Source organism: Pseudomonas sp. Z4-7, assembly GCF_051131965.1.
Classification (GTDB): Bacteria; Pseudomonadota; Gammaproteobacteria; order Pseudomonadales; family Pseudomonadaceae; genus Aquipseudomonas.
The window spans coordinates 5,057,325-5,078,287 of record NZ_CP071642.1 but is presented as its reverse complement, the minus strand read 5'-3'; the positions used below and the strand labels follow the sequence as shown (position 1 = coordinate 5,078,287).

Annotated in this window: 19 protein-coding genes, 1 pseudogene and 1 riboswitch; of the genes and pseudogenes, 12 read left to right on the top strand and 8 right to left on the bottom strand. The window is 62.6% G+C overall.

Translation table 11 applies throughout. The features are described from left to right. Nucleotides 1–174 precede the first annotated feature (174 nt). Nucleotides 175–408, bottom strand: coding sequence for a hypothetical protein (locus J3P91_RS22770; RefSeq protein WP_434601819.1), 234 nt, complete (start codon nucleotides 406–408; stop codon nucleotides 175–177). A gap of 206 nt (nucleotides 409–614) precedes the next feature. On the opposite strand from J3P91_RS22770, the gene J3P91_RS22765 reads away from it, so the two are divergent. Next, the gene (locus tag J3P91_RS22765; protein WP_305498883.1) at nucleotides 615–1,199 is read left to right on the top strand and encodes a YajG family lipoprotein; all 585 of its coding nucleotides are present in this window, start codon (nucleotides 615–617) and stop codon (nucleotides 1,197–1,199) included. A 128-nt stretch (nucleotides 1,200–1,327) separates the two neighbouring features. Here the strand turns inward: J3P91_RS22765 and J3P91_RS22760 are convergent, their stop codons facing one another. After that, entirely contained in the window at nucleotides 1,328–1,534 is a 207-nt protein-coding gene (locus J3P91_RS22760) for a hypothetical protein (protein WP_434601818.1), read from the bottom strand. Between the two features lie 376 nt (nucleotides 1,535–1,910). On the opposite strand from J3P91_RS22760, the gene J3P91_RS22755 reads away from it, so the two are divergent. Then, nucleotides 1,911–2,192 carry a hypothetical protein gene (locus J3P91_RS22755; protein ID WP_434571881.1) on the top strand — a complete coding sequence of 94 codons (282 nt, stop codon included), beginning with the start codon at nucleotides 1,911–1,913 and terminating at the stop codon, nucleotides 2,190–2,192. Between the two features lie 157 nt (nucleotides 2,193–2,349). Here the strand turns inward: J3P91_RS22755 and J3P91_RS22750 are convergent, their stop codons facing one another. Beyond that, nucleotides 2,350–3,516, bottom strand: a complete 1,167-nt coding sequence (locus tag J3P91_RS22750; RefSeq protein ID WP_305498886.1) for a 1-acyl-sn-glycerol-3-phosphate acyltransferase — start codon at nucleotides 3,514–3,516, stop codon at nucleotides 2,350–2,352. Between the two features lie 139 nt (nucleotides 3,517–3,655). On the opposite strand from J3P91_RS22750, the gene J3P91_RS22745 reads away from it, so the two are divergent. The 3 genes from J3P91_RS22745 to J3P91_RS22735 are packed head-to-tail and all read left to right on the top strand — an operon-like array spanning nucleotide 3,656 to nucleotide 4,769. Further along, nucleotides 3,656–3,838 carry a CPXCG motif-containing cysteine-rich protein gene (locus tag J3P91_RS22745; RefSeq protein ID WP_434558602.1) on the top strand — a complete coding sequence of 61 codons (183 nt, stop codon included), beginning with the start codon at nucleotides 3,656–3,658 and terminating at the stop codon, nucleotides 3,836–3,838. Nucleotides 3,839–3,848: 10 nt separating this feature from the next. Beyond that, a complete protein-coding gene (locus tag J3P91_RS22740) occupies nucleotides 3,849–4,109 on the top strand; it encodes a putative signal transducing protein (protein ID WP_305498888.1) in 261 nt (86 codons plus the stop codon). A gap of 36 nt (nucleotides 4,110–4,145) precedes the next feature. Then, nucleotides 4,146–4,769 carry an SOS response-associated peptidase gene (locus J3P91_RS22735; protein WP_305498889.1) on the top strand — a complete coding sequence of 208 codons (624 nt, stop codon included), beginning with the start codon at nucleotides 4,146–4,148 and terminating at the stop codon, nucleotides 4,767–4,769. A gap of 265 nt (nucleotides 4,770–5,034) precedes the next feature. On the opposite strand, the gene J3P91_RS22730 is transcribed toward J3P91_RS22735, so the two are convergent. Further along, complete coding sequence (locus J3P91_RS22730) at nucleotides 5,035–5,739, bottom strand: methyl-accepting chemotaxis protein (RefSeq protein WP_434605207.1); 705 nt, start codon at nucleotides 5,737–5,739, stop codon at nucleotides 5,035–5,037. 201 nt (nucleotides 5,740–5,940) lie between these two features. Then, a pseudogene (locus J3P91_RS22725) lies at nucleotides 5,941–5,997 on the bottom strand (hypothetical protein); the annotation flags it as partial. A 1,393-nt stretch (nucleotides 5,998–7,390) separates the two neighbouring features. Here J3P91_RS22725 and J3P91_RS22720 point away from each other — a divergent pair. Then, a complete protein-coding gene (locus J3P91_RS22720; RefSeq protein ID WP_434571884.1) occupies nucleotides 7,391–8,206 on the top strand; it encodes a M48 family metallopeptidase in 816 nt (271 codons plus the stop codon). Nucleotides 8,207–8,341: 135 nt separating this feature from the next. On the opposite strand, the gene J3P91_RS22715 is transcribed toward J3P91_RS22720, so the two are convergent. From J3P91_RS22715 to J3P91_RS22705, 3 genes are all read right to left on the bottom strand, one after another. After that, entirely contained in the window at nucleotides 8,342–8,926 is a 585-nt protein-coding gene (locus tag J3P91_RS22715) for a TMEM165/GDT1 family protein (protein ID WP_305498893.1), read from the bottom strand. A 90-nt stretch (nucleotides 8,927–9,016) separates the two neighbouring features. Further along, nucleotides 9,017–9,139, bottom strand: a riboswitch (yybP-ykoY riboswitch). A gap of 50 nt (nucleotides 9,140–9,189) precedes the next feature. Continuing rightward, on the bottom strand, nucleotides 9,190–10,188 hold the full coding sequence (locus tag J3P91_RS22710) for a methyltransferase (RefSeq protein ID WP_434571887.1): 999 nt from the start codon (nucleotides 10,186–10,188) through the stop codon (nucleotides 9,190–9,192). A 33-nt stretch (nucleotides 10,189–10,221) separates the two neighbouring features. Beyond that, nucleotides 10,222–11,187, bottom strand: coding sequence for a 2-hydroxyacid dehydrogenase (locus J3P91_RS22705; protein WP_434601817.1), 966 nt, complete (start codon nucleotides 11,185–11,187; stop codon nucleotides 10,222–10,224). A gap of 127 nt (nucleotides 11,188–11,314) precedes the next feature. Here J3P91_RS22705 and J3P91_RS22700 point away from each other — a divergent pair, with 127 nt between their 5' ends. The 6 genes from J3P91_RS22700 to J3P91_RS22675 all read left to right on the top strand — a co-directional run bounded on the left by J3P91_RS22700 (nucleotide 11,315) and on the right by J3P91_RS22675 (nucleotide 20,914). Further along, nucleotides 11,315–11,944 carry a LysE family transporter gene (locus tag J3P91_RS22700; protein ID WP_305498896.1) on the top strand — a complete coding sequence of 210 codons (630 nt, stop codon included), beginning with the start codon at nucleotides 11,315–11,317 and terminating at the stop codon, nucleotides 11,942–11,944. Between the two features lie 145 nt (nucleotides 11,945–12,089). Next, entirely contained in the window at nucleotides 12,090–13,772 is a 1,683-nt protein-coding gene (locus tag J3P91_RS22695) for a fatty acid--CoA ligase (protein ID WP_434601816.1), read from the top strand. Between the two features lie 287 nt (nucleotides 13,773–14,059). Further along, complete coding sequence (locus J3P91_RS22690) at nucleotides 14,060–15,916, top strand: DUF1302 domain-containing protein (protein WP_434601815.1); 1,857 nt, start codon at nucleotides 14,060–14,062, stop codon at nucleotides 15,914–15,916. A 25-nt stretch (nucleotides 15,917–15,941) separates the two neighbouring features. Further along, nucleotides 15,942–17,306, top strand: a complete 1,365-nt coding sequence (locus J3P91_RS22685; RefSeq protein ID WP_434601814.1) for a DUF1329 domain-containing protein — start codon at nucleotides 15,942–15,944, stop codon at nucleotides 17,304–17,306. Nucleotides 17,307–17,516: 210 nt separating this feature from the next. Further along, nucleotides 17,517–20,252, top strand: a complete 2,736-nt coding sequence (locus tag J3P91_RS22680; RefSeq protein ID WP_434601813.1) for a LuxR C-terminal-related transcriptional regulator — start codon at nucleotides 17,517–17,519, stop codon at nucleotides 20,250–20,252. A gap of 161 nt (nucleotides 20,253–20,413) precedes the next feature. Further along, nucleotides 20,414–20,914 carry a methylated-DNA--[protein]-cysteine S-methyltransferase gene (locus J3P91_RS22675; RefSeq protein ID WP_434571899.1) on the top strand — a complete coding sequence of 167 codons (501 nt, stop codon included), beginning with the start codon at nucleotides 20,414–20,416 and terminating at the stop codon, nucleotides 20,912–20,914. Nucleotides 20,915–20,963: the final 49 nt, after the last annotated feature.

Genomic DNA, 20,963 nt, shown 5'->3' with positions numbered 1-20,963 from the left:
CCAGCTTCACTCGATCTGTGTGGGCGGCTCTCTGTGGGCGGTGCGGGGTGCCAATACAAGCGCATCAGCGGCGTTGCGGGGCCCGATCAGGAGACGTCCTTATAATCGGGGGGAGATTGTAACGAAGAAACGCGCGGAAATGGTCGTGTTTTATGACTTTTATTAGCCTTGCGGTCAGACGGCCAACAACTGACGGCTGCGTGCACGAGCGCGGGGCGCTTGTACCAGGGCGCTGACAGGCAACGGCTGATGCAGCCAGTTGAGACGGATCTCTTCGATTTCGACCCAGCCATCGCCCATGGGCTGCAGGCTGCATTGCTTGAATGCCTGGCAACGACCGCTGCGGTCGAGCAGGGCGAAGCAGCGGTGATGCGGGCGCGGGGTAAACAGGGAGATGAGAAAACGCATGGTCGGATACCGTGTCCGGGGAACTTGAGACCAGCCTGACAGCCCGGCATGACACCCCGGTGTAAGGACAATGACAACACGGTGACAGGAACCGGCCACCGCGGCCCCTGTCAGACATTTCAGTATTCATGCGGCGACGCTAGTTCGCCGCGATGGCGCACCGCTATACTGCCGGCCTGTTTGTGCCCGATTCTGGAGAGAAGAGCATGTTGCAACGCCTGTTGTTCGGTTTGATCGCCGTGACCAGTCTGACCCTTGTCGGCTGTGCCCACAGCCCGCAACAACTTAACCCGGAACCCAAGCTCAACGCCCAGCTGGCGCCGGTGGGTCGCGGCCAGCCGGTGGTGGTACGGGTCGTCGACGGTCGCCCGTCGCCAACCCTCGGCACGCGTGGCGGTCTGTACCCTGAAACCAGCGTGATCACGGTGCAGGGTGCGCAGGTCCTGCCAAAATTGCAGGCCCAGGCTGAAGCGGCCGTGCGTCTGCTGGGCTTCACCCCGACGCAGAACGCAATGAACGCCCCGCAACTGACCGTGACCCTGGCCGAACTGAAATACCAGTCGCCCAAGGAAGGCATGTACGTGACCGAAGCCACCATCGGCGCGACGTTTCGTTCCGACGTGCAGAACGCCAACCGCCGCTACAGCGGTCGTTATGGCGCTTCACTGGACCAGCGCTTCGGCATGGCGCCGAACCAGGACACCAACACCAAGCTGGTCAGCGACGTGTTGAGCGATGCCCTGACCCGTCTGTTCAAGGACCCGACCATTGGTCAGGTGTTGGCGGAGTAAGCAGCAAGTCTGATATCCCTGTGGGAGCGAGCTTGCTCGCGATAGCGGCATTTCAGCCAACTCAATGTTGACTGATCCACCGTCATCGCGAGCAAGCTCGCTCCCACAGGTTTTTTTATGGGCGCGATTCACGCAGCCTGGGAATAAAAATCCAGCACGCTGATCCCGGTCAGCAGGTCTGTCTCCGGGAGGTCCGCATGTTGATGGCCGCCGAGGGCGCAGTACACCAGCCAATGACGATCCTGGACATTGAAGGACAGACTGCCGACAAGGTTCTGTTGTTCATCGCTCGGGCTGATCAGGTAGAGACGATCCTGGTTTTCGGCGTGCAGCATGACGGATTCCGTACAGTTTTGGAGGGCGACAGGGTGGCCTATCCATATGACGAAACCGTGACGAGAAGAATTAGAAGGTTTGCACTTGGTCTTGTGGCGAGGGAGCTTGCTCCCGCTGGACCGCGAAGTGGCCCCAAAACCGGCCAAATGCGGAGCATCAGACACACCGCACCCGCCGGCTTGCGACTGCTTCGCAGCCGAGCGGGAGCAAGCTCCCTCGCCACGGGTCTATCATTTTTCTTAAGTGAACCGCATTGCGGGCATTGGGATCGTTACCGGTCGGAAAAAGCCGCGCAAGGCGACTGGCTTTCGGTAGAATCCGCGCCCTGTTCGTAGGCTCCGGGCGCAGCGCGTCCGTTTTCGCTTGAGGTTTGTGATGTCGTTGCAACTGTTCTCGCTGTTCGCTGCCCACCCCGCCAAACTGATCAACCTGCTCGCGCTGCTGTTTGCCTGTCCGGGTGGCTGGGTGCTGCACGCGACGCGTCGCCGCGAACTGCGGGCGCGGGCCTGTCTTGCGGAGCGCAGCAGCGAAGGCAATGAACGATTCGAAGCGCTGCTGGACTTGGCGACGCAACGCATGAACCGGTTTTTCTACCGTTTCGGCTTCGCTTGCCTGGGGTTGGCGCTGCTGATGTCGTGGATCAGCACGCAGTTCTGATCACTGCTTTTGTGGCGAGGGAGCTTGCTCCCGCTGGGCCGGCTGGCGCTCCAGTGCATAGCGGCCCCCTCTGAACACAAACCGTTTTGCGATTGCTGCGCAATCGAGCGGGAGCAAGCTCCCTCGCCACAAGATTCCGCGTCGTCCTTGCGCGGCTTTAAAGCGCCAGCCCCGCCCTGACCCGATACTGGTTCCGCACCGGCGTCGCATATTGCAGCACCAGGAACGGTCGGTGTTCCTCCGGGCAGGCTTCCAGCCGGCGCTGCCATTCTTCTTCAGCCTTGGCCAGTTCTTCGGCACCGAACACCTCGGCCGCCGTCGGAACCTGCAACTGCGGGTCGGCATCGGCCCATTGCGCGTAGGCCAGGTAATGCACCGGGAACAGGCGATAGCCGCCGAGTATCTGCCGGTCCATCTCCATGGCCAGTTGTTTGGTGTCCTCGAACAGTTCGGTGATCGGCGCGGCAAAGTTCACGTGGACCCGGCCCTTGTAGCCGGTGATGCCCTTGGCAATGCTGACGTCGTCCTCGCCGGGCGCCTTGGTGTACGTGCCGGTGGTGGCGCGGATGTACAGCTCGCGGGCCTTGGCCTGGTCGCACGGGTCATATTCGTAGCTGATCGACACCGGCGTCAGGTTCAACGAGCGGATGACCTCGCCGAACGGCTCGTCCTTGCGGCTCATGTGGAACATCTTCAGGATCGCCGACTCGGTCCGGTCATCACCGTCCTTCGCCCGGCCCTCGGCCTGGGCGATCCAGATCGAGGCGCAATCGTTGCGGATCGAGTGGTTGATGTAGGCCGACAGCAACTGGTACGCCGCCATTTTTTCCCGGCGACCGGTGATGGAGCGGTGCACGATGAAGCTCTTGTTCAGGCGCATCAGGTCGCTGACGAAGGGCTTTTGCAGCAGGTTGTCGCCAATCGCGATGCGCGGCGTCGGCAGGCCGGCGTGGTACACGGCATAGTTGACGAAGGCCGGGTCCATCACGATGTCGCGGTGGTTGGCAATGAACAGGTAGGCATTGCCGGACTTGAATTGCTCGACCCCGGTGTAGGTCACGCCATCGGTGGCACGCTCGATGGTGTGGTCGACGTAGAACTCGACTTTGTCCTGCAACGTGGCAACGGAGGTCACACCGGCGAACTCTCGACGCAACTTCTGCGCTATAAGAGGTTTGAGCATCCAGCCGAAAGCGCCGGCCAGGCGCGGGAAGCGGAAGTGGGTGAGGATATCTAGAAACGCCTTGTCGCTGAGCAGCCGTGCCAGCACCGCTGGGACTTCGCTGTCGTTGTAAGGTCGGATGGCATCGAATTCGCCCATCATGCTCTCTTGTTGGAAACGGCTAGGGTAAGTAAAGGTTCGATCGAAAAACCGACGGGGCACGACCTGGAAGATAGTCCAGGCAAAAATAGCCCTGCAAATAGACCGGCGATTATACGCACAAGTCACTTGGGAGACCGCGATGCTGGAAGCTGCTCATTATGAATGTCCGTATTGTGGGGAAGAGGTGGAGTCTTCCGTGGATTTGTCCGGCGGCGACCAGACCTACATCGAAGACTGCCAGGTCTGTTGCCGACCGATTACTTTCGTCCTGCAGGTCCACGAAGACGAATGGCACCTTGAGGTCTTCAGCGAAAACGAATGATGGGGCGGCCATGCAGCGAATCTACGAGCTGGAAAACCTGATGGAAGGCGAATTGCTCCAGGGCATGCTCGCCAGCGAAGGCATCACGGCGCACCTGGTGGGCCGCGATCTGGTGGGCGGCGCGGGTGAGCTGCCGATGTACGGTCTGCTGGGGCTGGCGGTGGAGGACGAGCAGGCGCAGTACGCCCGGGAGCTGATCGCCGCCTACAATGCCGCGATGCCGGTGCCGGGCGATGAGCCTGACAGTTACCCCGGTACGCTGGTCTGTTAGGCTGGCGGCCGTTTGATACAAGAGTCGTGTTGCCCCATGTGTGGACGTTATGCCCTGTTTCGCTGGAACCCCGCTTTCGCGGCCTTGCCCGGCTTCCCTGCCGACCAGAAGGCCCAATGGAATATCTCGCCCAATGACTCGGTGCTGATGCTGCGCGCCGGCGCGGATGGACAGCGCGAACTGGCACGGGCGCGTTGGGGCCTGACGCCGCCGTGGCTGACCGATCTGTCCCGCACCCCGGCGCACGCCCGCGCCGAAACCGTGGCCGAGCAACCGATGTTCCGCGAAGCGCTGCGTTTGCGTCGTTGCCTGCTGCCCGCCAATGGTTTTTACGAGTGGCGCGGCGGCACGCGCAAGCGCCCGTACTGGCTGACGCCGGGGGAGGGCTCATCGCTGTTCTTTGCGGCGATCTGGGAAGCGTACCCGGTGCAGGAACAGGTTTGGCTGAGCACGGCGGTCATCACCCAGCCGGCGGCCGGTCAGCGCCGACCGTTGATTCTGGATGAAGAGGGCCAGCGCTTGTGGCTCGACCCCGAGACACCCTTGCATGCCTTGCAGGGGCTGCTGGCGAGCGAGCCAGGGCAACTGCGCGAGCGGGTTTTGGCGAACATGGTCAACGACCCGAAACTCAATGGGCCGGAATGCCTGACCCCGGCCTGAGTTCTTTGGCGACAGCACTGGCCCCTTCGCGAGCAGGCTCGCTCCCACAGGGAATAGCAAGTCACCCAAAATGCTGTGGCGAGCCGCAGCCTTTCTGTGGGAGCGAGCCTGCTCGCGAATACGCTCTGTCAGGCGAAGCAATTCAGCCTGGCACGGCCCCATCGCGAGCAAGCTCGCTCCCACAGGGATGCAGGGCACCACAAAAGTTTGTGGCGACCCGTATCTATTTTGTGGGAGCGAGCTTGCTCGCGATGGCGGCGTTGGATCAAACCCTGAACTGATTGATCAACCGCCGTTGCTGCTCCGCCAGCCTGGTCAGCCCGGCACTGGCCGCGCTGGACTCGTCGGCGCCGCTTGCCACTTCGTTTGCCACCTGGCCGATGTTGATCACGTTACGGTTGATGTCATCGGCCACCGCGCTTTGTTCCTCGGCAGCGCTGGCGATCTGGGTGTTCATGTCGCTGATCACCGACACGGCCTGGGTGATCGTCTCCAGGGCCTGAGCCGCTTTTGCCGCGTGATGCACACTTTCATCGGTACGCTGCTGGCTGTCTTCCATGACCCGCACCACGTCCCGCGTCCCCTGCTGCAGCTGTTGGATCATCGACTGGATTTCTTCGGTGGCCTGCTGGGTCTTCTGCGCCAGGTTGCGCACTTCATCGGCGACCACGGCAAAACCGCGACCCTGCTCACCGGCCCGTGCAGCCTCGATGGCCGCGTTGAGCGCCAGCAGGTTGGTCTGCTCGGCGATCCCGCGGATGGCGGTGAGAATCGCGTTGATGTTCTCACTGTCCTTGGCCAGCGTCTGCACCACGCCCACGGCCTTGCCAATCTCCACGGCAAGGGCTCCGATGGAACTGGAAGTGTCGCGCACGATTTGCATGCCCTGGCTGGCGGCCTGGTCGGCGTGGCTGGCGGCTTGGGCTGCCTGGCTCGCATTCCGCGCCACGTCCTGGGCAGTGGCGGTCATTTCGTGCACGGCGGTGGCGACCTGATCGATTTCCGACAACTGCTTGTGCACGCCCTGGTTGGTGCGGATCGCGATGTCGGCGGTGTGTTCCGACGAATCGCTGACGCTCTGCACCGAGGTCACTACCTGAGTGATCATCCCCTGCAATTTGCTCAGGAACGTGTTGAAGCCCTTGGCGATGGCCCCCAATTCATCGGCGCGGTCGCTGGTCAGCCGGCGGGTCAGGTCGCCTTCGCCCTGGGCAATGTCGTCGAGCATCGCCACCATTTGCTTGAGCGGCCGGGCGATACCGTGGCCCACCAGCCAGATCACCAGCAGGCCGATCGCGGCAATCGCCAGGCCGACCATGGCCATGCCGAAGATGTCGGTTTCGCGCTGATCGTCGAGGTCTTTCTGCAAGGCTTGCAGATCCGCCATCACGGCATTCAGCGGCAACTGCAACATCAACGTCCAGCGCGCCTCGGTCTGGCCGATACCGAAAGGCATGTACACCTCCAGATGGCCGTGTTCTTCGTCGATGTCGTAACGCACTTCACCGATGCCGAGCCGGGTCAGGTTATCCAGTTCGTTGGCGTCCAGCAGGTCGCTGGCTTTCTCGCCGAGTTTGCCTGGGTCCTTGGTGAAGGCCACCAGCCGGTTGTTGCTGGCGAGCAGGGCCATTTCCCCGGCGCCGTCGTACAGCTTGGCGTCGGCGGCGACGAGCATGTCCTGGATGAAGTTCACCGACAGATCGGCGCCGACGATGCCCTGGAACTTGCCATCGATCAGGATCGGCTCGATGAACGAGGCGAGCATGGTCATGGTGTCGCCGACGCGGTACGGCGCGGGATCGATCACGCAGGCTTTTTTGCTGTCTTGGGAGCACAGGTAATATTCACTGGCACGAATGCCGGTGGACAGCGTTTTCTGGTCCGTCACGTCGGCGAGTTTTTCCAGGCCCAGGGTGCCGTCCTGATTGCGAAACCACCATGGCAGGAAGCGTCCGTTGGTTTCCATGCCCCGCACCTGACTGTCTACATAACGGGCGTCGTCGTGGTCGATGGCGTTCGGTTCCCAGGCGATGTAGGCACCGAGAATCTTCGGATTGCGCACCACGGTTTCACGCAGCAGGCTGATCATTTGCTCGCGCGGGATCTTCAGTTGCGGGTTGCCGTCCGTTCCGTTCATGCCCATCAAGGCGTTGCTGGTGGCAAGCCCACGAGCGAGCAGCAGCGGCGCTTCGAGTTCGCGCTGGATCAGGCTGGCCTGGGTGCGGGCCAGCGCACTGAGGCGTTGCTCGATGAGTTGCTCGAACTGCGCCTTGGTCCGCTGTTGCACCATGTCCTGGGTGCGGGCGCCGGCGAACAATGCGTACAGCACCAGGGCGCCGACCACGCTGAGCACGATGGCACCAGCCAGGGCGGCAACGGAAAACTGGATCGATCTGAATTTCATAAAGGCTCCGGACGCGGAAGTGACGTCTGGACTTTTTATCGGCGTTTCCGGGGCATGGCATGAGGCACTGTTCGTCGGATGACTGTTTTGGCTAGACCGGTGTCGCAATCGGGCCAAGGGGGACTTGTCCGAAAAACCGTAATCCCTCGCTTCGTATCTGGCGCCGATACCAATCAGGGCCTAGGATACGCCCACGATTCCATGGAGCTTCTTTTGTATGAACAAGACTTTGATGGTGAGCGCTTTGGGCGCGGCTCTGCTGCTCGCCGGTTGCCAATCGGTCAATACCACCAGCGGCGGAGCCGTGGGGGTGGAACGCAAGCAGTATATGTTCAGCATGCTGTCGACCGCTGAGGTCAACCAGATGTATGCGCAGTCCTATCAGAAGACGTTGGGTGAGGCGAGCTCCCAAGGTGCCCTGGACAAGACTAGCAGCGATGCCAAGCGCCTCCAGGTCATTGCCGACCGTCTGATTGCCCAGGCGCCAGTGTTCCGCCCGGATTCGGCGCAGTGGAACTGGGAAGTGAACCTGATCAAGAGTGATGAGCTCAACGCCAACTGCGGTCCTGGCGGCAAGATCATGTTCTATACCGGCCTGATCGATCAGTTGAAGCTGACCGACGCTGAGATCGCCGCGATCATGGGCCATGAAATCGCCCACGCCTTGCGCGAGCACGGCCGTGAAGCGATGTCAAAGGCCTACGGCATCGAAATGGCCAAGCAGGGCGCCGGTGCCATTTTCGGCCTGGGCCAGGACAGCCTGGCGCTGGCCGACACCGTGGCCAACTACGGCATGACCTTGCCCAACAGCCGTGGCAACGAGAACGAAGCCGACCTGATCGGCCTCGAGCTGGCCGCCCGGGCCGGTTACGACCCGAACGCGGCGATCACCCTGTGGAACAAGATGGCCAAGGCTTCGGAAGGGGCTCCACCGGAATTCATGAGCACCCACCCCTCGTCGACGAGCCGGATCGCCTCGTTGCAGGCGGCGATTCCGAAGGTGATGCCGCTTTACCAGCAGGCCAGGAAGTAACCATCGTCATGCGGTGACGCGGCTGGCCTCATCGCGAGCAAGCTCGCTCCCACAATGATCTGCGGTGAACACTCTTGTGTACACCCGCAGCCCCTGTGGGAGCGAGCTTGCTCGCGATGAACGATGACGCGGTCATCAAACCCACCCACTACTCTGCATTGCCTTGTACACCGCGACGATCGCCAGGATGAAAAACGCCGAGGCGGCCAGGCGGCGGATGAGGGCAAGCGGCAGTTTCTCGGCGGCGAAATTGCCCGCCAATACCACCGGCACGTTAGCGATCAACATACCCACGGTGGTGCCGATGATCACCAGCCACAACTCCGGGTACTGCGCGGCAAGCATCACCGTGGCGATCTGGGTCTTGTCACCGATTTCCGCCAGGAAAAACGCGATCAGCGTGGTCAGGAAAGGTCCGAACCTGCGAGCCGTATTGGCTTCCTCGTCGTCCAGCTTGTCCGGCACCAGGGTCCACAGCGCGGTGGCGGCAAAGCTCGCCGCGAGGATCCAGTGCAACACCGAGTCGGAGAAGAACCCGCTGACCCAGGCACCTACCGCGCCGGCCGCCGCATGGTTGGCCAGGGTTGCGGCGACGATGCCGGCAATGATCGGCCAGGGTTTGCGAAAGCGTGCGGCGAGGATGAGCGCGAGCAATTGCGTCTTGTCGCCGATTTCGGCCAGCGCAACGATGGCGGTGGGTACCAGGAAAGAGTCCAGCATCAGGTGGTTCCTAAGAGGGGCGGGTCGACACGGCTATGACACGTACAGCCTTCCCGCCCCGGGTAAGGTGTGCGTGTCATAGGTCTTGTCAAACCCAGCGACCATCTGCGTGGACGCTTGGGCCGCATACGCCATGGTCTGCTGACCAAGTATGTTGACGTATGCCGGGCGAGCATGGCGCTCGCGGGAGACTACTCCCCTAGGACGGAGCGGATTCTGCCTAGGCAAATCCGTTTGGGCAAGCGCTGTTTTTCAAAAACGCCTTAGCCACGCTTGGCTCGGTAGATGCGAAAACCCTGGCCTTCGGCCTTGATCGTGCACGTGCCCAGATGCTCCTCGATCAGCGGCTGGTACTTGAGGAAACTGTTCGCGACCAAGCGCAGTTCGCCGCCGTTTTTCAGATGTTTGGCCGCTTTTCGCAGCAGGTTTTCTGTGGCGTGATAATCGGTGTGCACGCCGACATGGAAGGGTGGATTGCTCAGGATTGCGTTCAGGCCCATGGGCGCGGCATCGATTCCATCACCGGTCAACACCTCGGCTTCCAGCCCGTTGGCCGCGAGGGTCAGGCGGCTGCTGGCGGCGGCAAAGGCGTCCACGTCCAACAGGGTGACGGTATTGTGCGGGTAGCGGCGCTTGACCGCCGCGCCCAGTACACCGGCACCACAACCGAAATCCAGCAGATGGCCGCTGGGCAGCTTGTCCAGGTGCTCCAGCAGCAACGCACTGCCGCGATCCAGCCGACCATGGCTGAACACCCCCGGCAGGCTGATCACTTTCAACGGGCCTTCGGCCAAGGGCAGCTCGTAGGTTTGCGCCAGGCTTTCCAGCGGCTTGGCCTGCGGGGCGTTGGCGACGGTGACTTGCCACAGTTGGCAATGCCGCGCACTGTCGAGCTTGCGTGGCTTGCCGAACGGGTTGAGCTGCTTGGAAGCGCCTTCGATGCCGCTGCGCTTTTCCCCCACCAGGTACACCTCGCGACCGGCCAGGCGCGCGGCCACGGCGTTGAGAATGTAGTCGGTCAGGTCCTTGGCCTTGGGCAGGAACACCACGGCCGTTTCGAATTCCCGCTCGGGTACGTTCACGCCAAAGTGGCTACGTTGCGCAAAGCGCGCATCCAGCGCGGCCTGGTCGCCGGCATGCCAGCACCAGCCATGGGCCTCGGGCAAACGGCCGAGCAGATCGTCGGCGGGCAGGCCGGCCAGCAGGACCGGGCCCTGGAATAATTCGGGCTGACGAAGCAGTACTTCACTGCGCGGATCCATGGTCTGCTCCTTGTAAAAAAGTGCGGCAGTTTATCAACTGACGACCCGGCGCGCTGTACCGCTGAAAAAGCCTTGGGCGTTTTCCGTCAGTTGGCCGACGATCCGCTGCCGCGCCTCGCGGCTGCCCCAGGCGTTGTGCGGGGTGATGATCAGTCGCGCAATGTCGCCGGCCAGCAAGGGATTGCCTTGGGTCGGCGGCTCCACGCTCAGCACGTCGCTGGCCGCACCGCCCAGGTGACCGCTGCGCAAGGCGTCGGCCAGGGCCTGTTCGTCAATCAGGCCGCCACGGGCGGTGTTGACCACGAACGTGCCGGGCTTGAGCAGCGCCAGTTCGCGCGCGCCGATGAAGTGGCGGGTGTGCTCGTTGAGCGGGCAGTGCAGGGTCAGGGCATCGATCTGCGGTAACAGCTCATCCAGCGGCAAGCGATCCGGCCGTGCCGGACGCCCCGGAATCTGCCCCAGCAGCACACGCATGCCAAAGGCTTGCGCCAGCCGGGCGACGGCGCCGCCCAGTTCGCCATGGCCGAGCAAACCCAGGGTCTTGCCTTGCAGCTCGACAATCGGATAGTCCAGCAGGCAGAACTGCGAAGCCTGTTGCCAGCGACCTTCAGCCACGGCTCCCTGGTAGTCGGCGAGGCGCGTCGCCAGGTTCAGCAACAGCATGATCGTATGCTGGGCCACCGACGGCGTGCCGTAGCCCTGGCAATTGCACACGGTGATGCCGTGGTGGCGGGCAGCGGCGAGGTCGACGTTATTGGTGCCGGTAGCGCTGATCAGGATCAGCTTCAGTTCGGGGCTGGCGGCCATGGCTGCCGCGTCGATCACTACCTTGTTGGTGATCGCCACCGTCGCCCCCTTGAGTCGCTCGGTCACCTCGTCCTGGCGGGTCCCGGCGAACAATTGCAGTTCGCTGAAGCAATCGCGCAACGGGCCCAGGTCCAGGTCGCCGAGGTCCAGGGATGGGTGGTCGAGAAAAACGGCGCGGGCGGTGTTCGTCATCAGCTGTACCTGTCATGTAAAGAACCGAAGGCGTAATGTGGCGAGCCTATCAGATGAATCGTGGCCAGGGAGCAAGCTCCCTGGCCACGGGATTTCATTCACCAAGAGATGTCGCAAGGAGCCCACCATGTACCTCACCGAATTCCTCACCGTCGCCCTGATCCACCTGCTGGCGGTCGCCAGCCCCGGTCCGGACTTTGCCGTGGTGGTGCGCGAAAGCGTGACCCATGGCCGACGTGCCGGGACCTGGACGGCGCTGGGCGTCGGCACGGCGATTTTCCTGCATGTGGGGTATTCGTTGCTGGGCATCGGCCTGATCGTGTCCCAATCGATCGTGCTGTTCAACGCGCTGAAGTGGGCCGCGGCCGCGTACCTGCTGTACATCGGCTTCAAGGCCCTGCGCGCGCAACCGGCCAAGGCTTCCGGAGAAAACCTGCACAAGGAGGCTGGCGAGCGTACCGCTCGCGGTGCGTTCACCGCAGGCTTTGTCACTAATGGCCTGAACCCCAAGGCAACGCTGTTCTTCCTGTCGCTGTTCACCGTGGTGATCAATCCCCATACGCCGCTGGCGATCCAGGCCGGCTACGGCGTGTACCTGGCGATCGCCACGGCGGCGTGGTTCTGCATGGTGGCGATGCTGTTCAGCCAGGCGCGGGTGCGTGCCGGTTTCGCCCGCATGGGCCACTGGTTCGACCGGACCATGGGCGCCGTGCTGGTGGCCATTGGCGTGAAACTGGCCTTCACCGAGGCGCACTGACCGCGTCTGAACATGTCCCTGAGATGGCTCAAGGCTAGTATTTGCGGGCGGATCAAATCATTCCTTCGGCTGATTTGATCCGCGGGCAGGCACTTTAGAGTGCTTACCTTCCAGCCAAGACCGTGCAGTCAGAAAAGGGACCCTTATGTTGCAGACTCGCGTTATCCCTCCAGCCGAAGGCGCCTACCAATACCCGTTGCTGATCAAACGGCTGCTGATGTCCGGTGCGCGTTACGAGAAAACCCGCGAGATCGTCTACCGCGACCAGTTGCGCTACAGCTACCCGACGCTGATCGAGCGCGTCGCGCGGCTGGCCAACGTGCTGACCGAGGCCGGGGTGAAGGCCGGTGACACCGTTGCGGTGATGGACTGGGACAGCCATCGCTACCTGGAATGCATGTTCGCGATCCCGATGATCGGCGCGGTGATCCACACCATCAACGTGCGCCTGTCACCGGAGCAGATCCTCTACACCATGAACCACGCCGAGGACCGCTTCGTGCTGGTCAACAGCGAATTCGTCGGTTTGTACCAGGCGATCGCCAGTCAGTTGACCACGGTAAAGAAGACGCTGCTGCTGACCGACCTGGCGGACAAGACCGCCGATCTGCCGAACCTCGTGGGCGAGTATGAGCAACTGCTGGCCGCCGCCAGCCCGACCCATGATTTCCAGGATTTCGACGAGAACTCCGTCGCCACCACGTTCTACACCACCGGCACCACGGGCAATCCCAAGGGCGTGTACTTCACCCATCGGCAACTGGTGCTGCACACCCTGGGCGTGTCGACCATCATGGGTTCCATCGACAGCGTGCGACTATTGGGCACCAACGATGTGTACATGCCGATCACGCCGATGTTTCACGTACATGCCTGGGGCCTGCCGTACGTGGCGACCATGCTCGGGCTCAAGCAAGTCTATCCCGGGCGTTACGATCCGGAGTTCCTGGTCGAGCTGTGGCGCAAGGAACAGGTCACCTTTTCCCATTGCGTGCCGACCATTTTGCAGATGGTCCTCAACGCCAAGGGCGCCCAGCAAACCGATTTCGGCGGCTGGAAAATCGTCATCGGCGGCAGCGCCCTCAACCGCAGCCTGTACGAGGCGGCCAAGGCCAAGGGCATCCAGCTCACCGCCGCCTACGGCATGTCCGAAACCGGGCCGCTGGTATCCTGCGCGCACCTCAACGACGAGCTGATGGCCGGCGGTGAAGACGAACGCATCACCTACCGGATCAAGGCCGGCGTGCCGGGGCCGCTGGTGGAAGCGGCGATCGTCGACGGCGAGGGCTGTTTCCTGCCCGCGGACGGCGAGACCCAGGGCGAACTGGTGCTGCGCGCGCCGTGGCTCACCGAAGGTTATTTCAACGAACCGCAGAAAGGCGCCGAGCTCTGGAAGGGCGGCTGGCTGCACACCGGCGACGTCGCCACGCTCGACGGCATGGGCTTCATCGACATTCGCGACCGGATCAAGGACGTGATCAAGACCGGCGGCGAATGGATCTCGTCCCTGGACCTGGAAGACCTCATCAGCCGTCATGCGGCGGTACGCGAAGTAGCAGTGGTCGGCATCCCCGATCCGCAGTGGGGCGAGCGCCCGTTCGCCTTGCTGGTTGTTCGCGAAGGGCACCAGCTCGGGGCTCGCGAGCTCAAGGAACACCTCAAGCCATTTGTCGAGCTGGGGCACTTGAGCAAGTGGGCAATCCCGAGCCAGATCGCCCTTGTTACGGAAATTCCCAAGACCAGCGTCGGCAAGCTCGACAAGAAGCGCATCCGCGTCGACATCAGCGAATGGCAGAGCAACAACAGCACCTTCCTCTCGACGCTCTGAGCGTACCCGCCGTGCCTGAAAAGGGCACGGCAGGCCCACCCGGCAAGCGCTTGTCTTGTCAAACCGGAAATTTCAGCCATCCTTGCCGTGCCGACATCCGTCGGCCTGGCGAAGGACTGTTCCAGAGTGGTCGAAGGCTGCAAATCACACTTTAGAGGGATCAAGCCGTACTACCTGCTGGCTATAGTCCGCTCAAGGATTTTCGGAATGGGACGCGCGTGCCATCACGGCGAAGGGTTTCCGGAAATGCCCACTGCCATAACAATAAAACACATGGAGTTGCGTCGATGACCTCAGCAAACACTTTCTGGCGCCGGGCAAAACTGCCTCTGGCCGTCAGTCTTGCCTCTTCGCTCGCCGGCCCGGCATTCGGCGTCAGCTTCAACATCGGTGAAGTCGAAGGCCAGTTCGACTCGGCCCTGTCGGTCGGCGCAAGCTGGTCCACGGCCAAGGCCAACCGCGACCTGATCGGCGTCAACAACGGTGGCAAGGGCCTGTCCCAGACCTCCGACGACGGTCACTTGAACTTCAAGCGCGGGGAGACCTTCTCGAAGATCTTCAAGGGTATCCATGACCTGGAGCTGAAGTACGGCGACACCGGTGTGTTTGTACGTGGCAAGTACTGGTACGACTTCGAACTCAAGGACGAAAACCGCCTGTACAAGGACATCAGCGACAGCAACCGCAAGGAAGGCGCCAAGTCCTCCGGCGGGCAGATCCTCGATGCGTTCGTCTACCACAACTACGATATCGCCGATCAGCCGGGCTCGGTCCGCCTCGGCAAGCAAGTGGTCAGCTGGGGTGAAAGTACCTTTATCCAGGGCGGTATCAACGCCATCAACCCGGTCGACGTGTCCGCGTTCCGTCGCCCCGGTGCCGAGGTCAAGGAAGGGCTGATCCCGGTCAACATGTTCTATGTGTCCCAGAGCCTGACCGACAATCTGTCGGCCGAAGCGTTCTACCAACTGGAATGGGACCAGACTGTCGTCGACAACTGCGGCACGTTCTTTTCGCAGCCGGACGTCATCGCCGACGGTTGTGACGACAATCTGCGCGTCTTGAACAAACGTTCGCGGATTCCGGGCGCAGCCTTGCCGACCCTGACGGCGTTGGGCGTCAACGTGAACGAGGAGGGCGTGCTGGTTCGCCGTGGTCCCGACCGTGATGCCCGTGACAGCGGCCAGTGGGGCCTGTCATTCAAATACAACTTCGAGCCGCTGGACACCGAGTTCGGCGCCTACTTCATGAACTACCACAGCCGGGCGCCAATCTTCAGCGCCACGGGCGCCGCGTCACGGTTCTATACCCAGCCGCTGGGGCCGTTGGCCGCATTGCGTCCGGTGATCGTGGCGGGTAACTCGAACTACTTCGTCGAGTACCCGGAAGACATCCGGCTCTATGGCCTGAGCTTTTCCACCACGCTGCCCACCGGCACCGCGTGGAGCGGTGAGCTGAGCTATCGGCCGAACGCTCCGGTACAACTGAGCACCACCGACATCCTGTTCGCCGGTGTCACGCCAATTCCGGGCTTTGGTAACGCCTCCGTACTGGACGGCGCGCCGGGCCAGGACCTGCATGGCTATCGCCGCAAGGAAATCACCCAGTTCCAGACCACCTTCACCCACTTTCTCGACCAGGTCATGGGCGCCAGCCGCCTGACCCTCGTCGGTGAGTTGGGCGTGACCCACGTTGGCGGCCTGGAAAGCCGCTCCGAAGCGCGCTACGGCCGTGATCCGGTGTTCGGCCCGGGCGAATTGCCCAACGGCTTCTGCAATACCCTCAACGCCTCGACTGCGGCAGGTGGCGGCCAGACCATCGGCGGGGTGAACAGCAACTGCAACAACGACGGCTTCACCACGTCGACCTCGTGGGGCTACCGTGCTCGCGCCATCTGGGAATACCCGGATGTCTTCGCCGGTGTGAACCTCAAGCCCAACGTGGCCTGGTCCCATGACGTCAAGGGTTACTCGCCAGGTCCTGGCGCCAACTTCGAGGAAGGCCGCAAAGCCGTCAGCCTCGGGCTGGATGCCGAGTACCAGAACACTTACAACGCGAGCCTGGCCTACACCAACTTCTTTGGTGGCGACTTCAGCACCGTGGATGATCGCGACTTCCTGGCGCTCAGCGTCGGCGTGAACTTCTAAGCACCGTATTTCAGGACGACACACTATGAAAATAACCAAGAATCTGTTGCAAGTCGGTGTGCTGGGGCTGTCGCTATTGGCGGCCAGCGTCATGGCCGCCGTGCCTGCCGCCGAAGCCGACAAACTGGGCAAGAGCCTGACGCCGATGGGCGCCGAAATGGCCGGCAACGCCGATGGTTCGATTTCCGCCTGGAAACCCATGGCCAAGAACGCCGGCAGCGTCGACGGCAAAGGCTTCCTCTCCGACCCGTACGCCAGTGAGAAGCCGCTGTTCACCATCACCGCGCAGAACGTCGAGCAGTACAAGGCCAAGCTTGCGCCCGGCCAGTACGCGATGTTCAAGCGCTACCCGGAAACCTTCAAGATGCCGGTCTACCCGACCCATCGCGGCGCTACCGTGCCGGACGAAGTGTTTGCCTCCATCAAGAAAAACGCGGTCAACACCAAACTGGTCTCCGGTGGCAACGGTCTGGAGAACTTCGAGACGGCTGTGCCGTTCCCGATTCCCCAGAGTGGCGTCGAGGTGATCTGGAACCACATCACCCGCTATCGCGGCGGCAGCGTGACGCGCCTGGTGACCCAGGCCACGCCGCAGCCCAACGGCTCCTACAGCCTGGTGTACTTCCGTGACCAGTTCGTGTTCCGCGACAAGATGAAGGATTTCGATCCGGCCAACCCTGGCAACATCCTGTTCTACTTCAAGCAGCAAGTGACCGCTCCGGCGCGTCTGGCCGGCGGCGTGTTGCTCGTCCACGAAACCCTCGACCAGGTGAAGGAACCGCGTTCGGCGTGGGTCTACAACGCCGGCCAGCGCCGTGTGCGTCGCGCCCCGCAAGTGTCCTATGACGGCCCGGGTACCGCCGCCGATGGCTTGCGTACCTCCGACAACCTGGACATGTACAACGGTGCGCCGGACCGCTACGACTGGAAGCTTGAAGGCAAAAAAGAGCTGTATATCGCCTCCAACAGCCACAAGATCGATTCGCCGCAGCTCAAGTACGCGGACATCATCAAGGCTGGCCACATCAACCAGGACCTGACGCGCTACGAGCTGCGTCGTGTCTGGCACGTGACCGCGACCCTGAAGGAAGGCCAGCGCCACATCTACGCCAAGCGTGACTTCTACATCGACGAAGACACCTGGCAAGCCGCAGTCATCGACCACTACGACGGCCGTGGCCAACTGTGGCGCGTAGCCGAGGCCCATGCCGAGAACTACTACGACAAGCAAGTGCCGTGGTATGCCCTGGAAACCATCTACGACCTGCAGTCCGGTCGCTACCTGGCCCTGGGCATGAAGAACGAAGAAAAATCGGCCTACGACTTCGGCTTCACCGCCACTACAGCCGACTTCACGCCTAACGCCCTGCGTCAGGACGGCATCCGCTAAACGCTCCGCCCGAGGCCGCATCCTCGAAAAAACGCCCCGGCTGGTTCGGGGCGTTTTTTTGCCTGAAAAAAAGCTCCCCAGCCACAATAACGGCCAACCACTTATAGCCTTTTTGTAGCCATTTGTAGCACTCCCTTCAATACCTCCTCGTTTACCGCTAGTCTGCGGACATCTGCAACGCCGCCACCCGCATTCCAACAAGAGCCGGCCATGACTGATTTGTCTTCACCTGCGGATTCTGCCCGCGCAGCCATCGCGGTACAGGACGGGCGTTTCTACCGCCCGCCCTTGCCCGACGGTCACGTCCCGCGGCCGCGGTTGTGCGAGCGTCTGAGCGCTGGGCTCGGCGGTCGCCTGCTGCTGGTGAGTGCACCGGCGGGGTTCGGCAAAAGCTCCCTGGCGGTGGAATTCTGCCAGAGCCTGCCGGCCCATTGGCGGAGTCTCTGGTTGGGGCTCAGTGCCCGGGACAACGATCCGGGCCGCTTCCTGGAGCGGCTGCTCGAAGGGCTCCAGGCCTTTTATGCGCAGCTGGGCGGACGGGCGTTGGGCCTGCTGAAGATGCGCCAGCGGCACCAGCCCTTTGCTTTCGAGGAGTGGCTCGACGGCTTGCTGGATGAACTGTCCAGCCACCTCTCCTCCCGCGCCCCGCTGTTGCTGGTACTCGACGATTACCACCTGGCCCAGAGCCCGGTGCTGGATCGTTGCCTGCAGTTTTTCCTCAATCACCTGCCCGAGGGCTTGCTGGTGCTGGTCACCAGCCGGCAGCGTCCGGACTGGCACCTGGCGCGTCTGCGCCTGTCGCGGCAATTGCTCGAACTCAACGAGCAGGACCTGCGCCTGACCCATGACGAAGCGTTGACCTTGCTCCAGCACCACAGCAGCTCGCTGCGTGGCGAGGCACTGGAGAGCCTGATCCAGCGCAGCGAAGGCTGGGTCGCCGGGCTGCGTTTCTGGCTGCTGGCGGCTTCCGAGGCCGGTAGCGAAGGCCGGCTGCCCCAGGCCCTGCATGGTGGTGAAGGGCTGATTCGCGATTATCTGCTCGAAGAAGTCATCGATTGCCTGCCCCCCGAGGTGCAGGCGTTTCTCTACGACACCGCGCCACAGGAGCGCTTTTGCAGCGAACTGTGCGATGCGGTGCGCGACGCCCATGACAGTCACGAAATTCTTCAGTACCTGGCCGCCCATCAGGTTTTTCTGGTGCCGCTGGACGAGCACGGCCACTGGTATCGCTACCACCACCTGTTTTCCGACCTGTTGCGCAGCCGCCCCAGCGCGCCGGCCATGGTGCCGGCCGCGACCCTGCACTTGCGCGCCTGTCGCTGGTTCAATGCCCAGGGTCTCATCGACGAAGCCGTGGAGCAGGCGTTGCGTGCCGGGCACCTGGACGTGGCGGCGAACCTGGTGCAGAACCTTTCGGAAGAACAACTGCTGGCCGAGCAGAACGTCGGAATGTTGCTGCGCTGGAAAATGGACCTGCCTGACAGCCTGCTCATCAGCACCCCACGGCTGATCGTGCTCTACAGCTGGGCGTTGGGCCTGGCCAGTCAACTGGATGCCGCCGAGGAACTGGCCGCCCACTTGAGTCGCTTCCTGCCGGCGCCGTCGGCCACCGCCCAAAAATCCATGCTCGCCCAGTGGCTGGCCCTGAGCGGCATCGTCGCCCGCGGGCGTGGCGACCGGGAGGCCACACTGCGCTATTGCACCGAAGCCCTGGAAAGCCTGCCGCAGAAACGCTATGGCCAGCGCCTGATGTGCTTGTCCACCCTGTCGAACCTGGCGATTGCCGACGGTGACCTGTGGCGCGCCCGCGCGCTGAACCGCGACTCCCTCGAACTGGCGCAGCGGGTCGGCAATCCGTTGTTCGAGGCGCTGGCCCATTACGATCGTGCGCGGGTGTTGCAGGCGCGAGGGGAGATCCTGCGCGCGCTCGATGAAGTGAAGCAGGGGCTGCAGCGGCTGCACGGATTGTCGCCGCAACGGCTGTATGCGGTGCGCGCGCGATTGGTGCTGTACGAAGGTTTCCTGTTGACGCTGCGCATGCAGTCCCAGGCCGGATTGACACGGTTGCAGGCCGGCCTGACCGAAGCCCGGGCTTGTCGCGATATCAGTGTGTTGATCGGCCACTGCGTGATTGCCCGGGTCGAAGGCTATAACGGCGAATTCGCCCGGGCCTTCGCCGAGCTGGCCGAGGCCGAGCGCCTGATGCACATCTGGGATGTACCACCGGTTTACTACCTGGCGATGATCACCCTGGTCAAATGCGAGCTCTGGCTGGCGCAGGGCCGTACCGAGCTGGCCGAAGCCTGGCTGGCGCGGCTGGGCCAGACCTACACCGGCGAGCGGGCCGCCGCGCCACCGGAATTCCACCCGCAGTTGCCGTTGCATGTCGAGCTGCAGCAGGCGTTGCTGGAATCCATAAAGGGCCAACCGATGCAGGCCGAGGGGCGCCTCGATGCCTTGCTTGAACACGCACAGCAAACCGGGCGGCAGATGCTCAGTGTGATGGTGCTCAACCAGAAGGTGGCCTTGCTGCTGCGCCTGGGCCGCGAGCCCGAGGCCCGCAGCACCCTGGCCCAGGCGTTCGATGCCGCCATAGGCGGCGTGTTGCAGCCTTTCGAATGGTTGTTGGGAGAGCATCGTGAATGGCTGCGCGAACAGTTGCTGCACGCGCCGCCCAGTGACGTGCGCCAGCACTTGCTCGAATGCTTGCCGTCGGCCGCGACGCCAGCGATCGAACCCTCGGTCCCGGTCGAAACCCTCAGCAGCCGCGAGAGGGCAGTGCTGCAACTGATCGCCCAGGGATGTTCCAATCAGGAAATAAGCGAGCAGTTGTTCATCTCGCTGCACACGGTAAAAACCCATGCCAGCCACATCAACAGCAAACTTGGCGTCGAACGCCGCACCCAGGCCGTAGCGCGGGCGAAGGCCTTGGGGTTGTTGGGCTGAGTTCTTTACTCCCGTGGCGAGGGAGCTTGCTCCCGCTGGGCTGCGAAGCGACCCTAAGATCTGACAGCGCGGTGTGGCAAGCTATGAGTTGCTCCGCAACTCAGCGGGGATAAATCCCCTCGCCACAAAAGCCAATGAGCGTGAGCCAAGGAACCACTTGAATGCCGCCCCTTTACCAAACCATCCAATCCCCCGTAGGCGAGCTGATCCTTGTCGCCCGCGGCACCAAGCTGGCGGCCATCCTGTGGGAGAACGAGCGGCTCAACCGGGTGCGCCTCGGACCGTTGGAGCAGGACAGTGATCATCCGACCCTCAAGGAAACCGAGCGTCAACTGCTGGAATATTTTTCTGGCCAACGCCGCCGTTTCGAGCTTGAACTGGATTTCGCCGGCACCGACTTTCAGGTGCGAGTCTGGCAGGCTCTGCTGACTATCCCGTTCGGCGAAACCCGCAGCTATCGCGACATAGCCATCCAGATCGGCCAACCTACCGCGACGCGCGCGGTCGGTGCCGCCAACGGACGCAACCCGATCTCGATCATCGCGCCCTGCCATCGGGTCATCGGCACCTCCGGCAGCCTCACCGGTTTCGCCGGCGGCCTTGCCGCCAAACAGTTCCTGCTGAGCCTCGAAGGCCAACAGAGCCTGCAACTGGCGTTCTGAACCCTGACCCTGCCCAATCCCTGTGGGAGCGAGCCTGCTCGCAAAAATA

What these genes read in the sequence shown, in the direction of transcription:
- J3P91_RS22685 (WP_434601814.1), top strand. Translation starts at nt 15,942, where the DNA reads ATGAAAATAACCAAGAATCTGTTGCAAGTCGGTGTGCTGGGGCTGTCG.
- J3P91_RS22755 (WP_434571881.1), top strand. Translation starts at nt 1,911, where the DNA reads ATGTCGTTGCAACTGTTCTCGCTGTTCGCTGCCCACCCCGCCAAACTG.
- J3P91_RS22745 (WP_434558602.1), top strand. Translation starts at nt 3,656, where the DNA reads ATGCTGGAAGCTGCTCATTATGAATGTCCGTATTGTGGGGAAGAGGTG.
- J3P91_RS22735 (WP_305498889.1), top strand. Translation starts at nt 4,146, where the DNA reads ATGTGTGGACGTTATGCCCTGTTTCGCTGGAACCCCGCTTTCGCGGCC.
- J3P91_RS22705 (WP_434601817.1), bottom strand. Translation starts at nt 11,187, where the DNA reads ATGACGAACACCGCCCGCGCCGTTTTTCTCGACCACCCATCCCTGGAC.
- J3P91_RS22690 (WP_434601815.1), top strand. Translation starts at nt 14,060, where the DNA reads ATGACCTCAGCAAACACTTTCTGGCGCCGGGCAAAACTGCCTCTGGCC.
- J3P91_RS22700 (WP_305498896.1), top strand. Translation starts at nt 11,315, where the DNA reads ATGTACCTCACCGAATTCCTCACCGTCGCCCTGATCCACCTGCTGGCG.
- J3P91_RS22770 (WP_434601819.1), bottom strand. Translation starts at nt 408, where the DNA reads ATGCGTTTTCTCATCTCCCTGTTTACCCCGCGCCCGCATCACCGCTGC.
- J3P91_RS22760 (WP_434601818.1), bottom strand. Translation starts at nt 1,534, where the DNA reads ATGCTGCACGCCGAAAACCAGGATCGTCTCTACCTGATCAGCCCGAGC.
- J3P91_RS22750 (WP_305498886.1), bottom strand. Translation starts at nt 3,516, where the DNA reads ATGATGGGCGAATTCGATGCCATCCGACCTTACAACGACAGCGAAGTC.
- J3P91_RS22680 (WP_434601813.1), top strand. Translation starts at nt 17,517, where the DNA reads ATGACTGATTTGTCTTCACCTGCGGATTCTGCCCGCGCAGCCATCGCG.
- J3P91_RS22740 (WP_305498888.1), top strand. Translation starts at nt 3,849, where the DNA reads ATGCAGCGAATCTACGAGCTGGAAAACCTGATGGAAGGCGAATTGCTC.
- J3P91_RS22715 (WP_305498893.1), bottom strand. Translation starts at nt 8,926, where the DNA reads ATGCTGGACTCTTTCCTGGTACCCACCGCCATCGTTGCGCTGGCCGAA.
- J3P91_RS22695 (WP_434601816.1), top strand. Translation starts at nt 12,090, where the DNA reads ATGTTGCAGACTCGCGTTATCCCTCCAGCCGAAGGCGCCTACCAATAC.
- J3P91_RS22675 (WP_434571899.1), top strand. Translation starts at nt 20,414, where the DNA reads ATGCCGCCCCTTTACCAAACCATCCAATCCCCCGTAGGCGAGCTGATC.
- J3P91_RS22730 (WP_434605207.1), bottom strand. Translation starts at nt 5,739, where the DNA reads ATGACCGCCACTGCCCAGGACGTGGCGCGGAATGCGAGCCAGGCAGCC.
- J3P91_RS22720 (WP_434571884.1), top strand. Translation starts at nt 7,391, where the DNA reads ATGAACAAGACTTTGATGGTGAGCGCTTTGGGCGCGGCTCTGCTGCTC.
- J3P91_RS22710 (WP_434571887.1), bottom strand. Translation starts at nt 10,188, where the DNA reads ATGGATCCGCGCAGTGAAGTACTGCTTCGTCAGCCCGAATTATTCCAG.
- J3P91_RS22765 (WP_305498883.1), top strand. Translation starts at nt 615, where the DNA reads ATGTTGCAACGCCTGTTGTTCGGTTTGATCGCCGTGACCAGTCTGACC.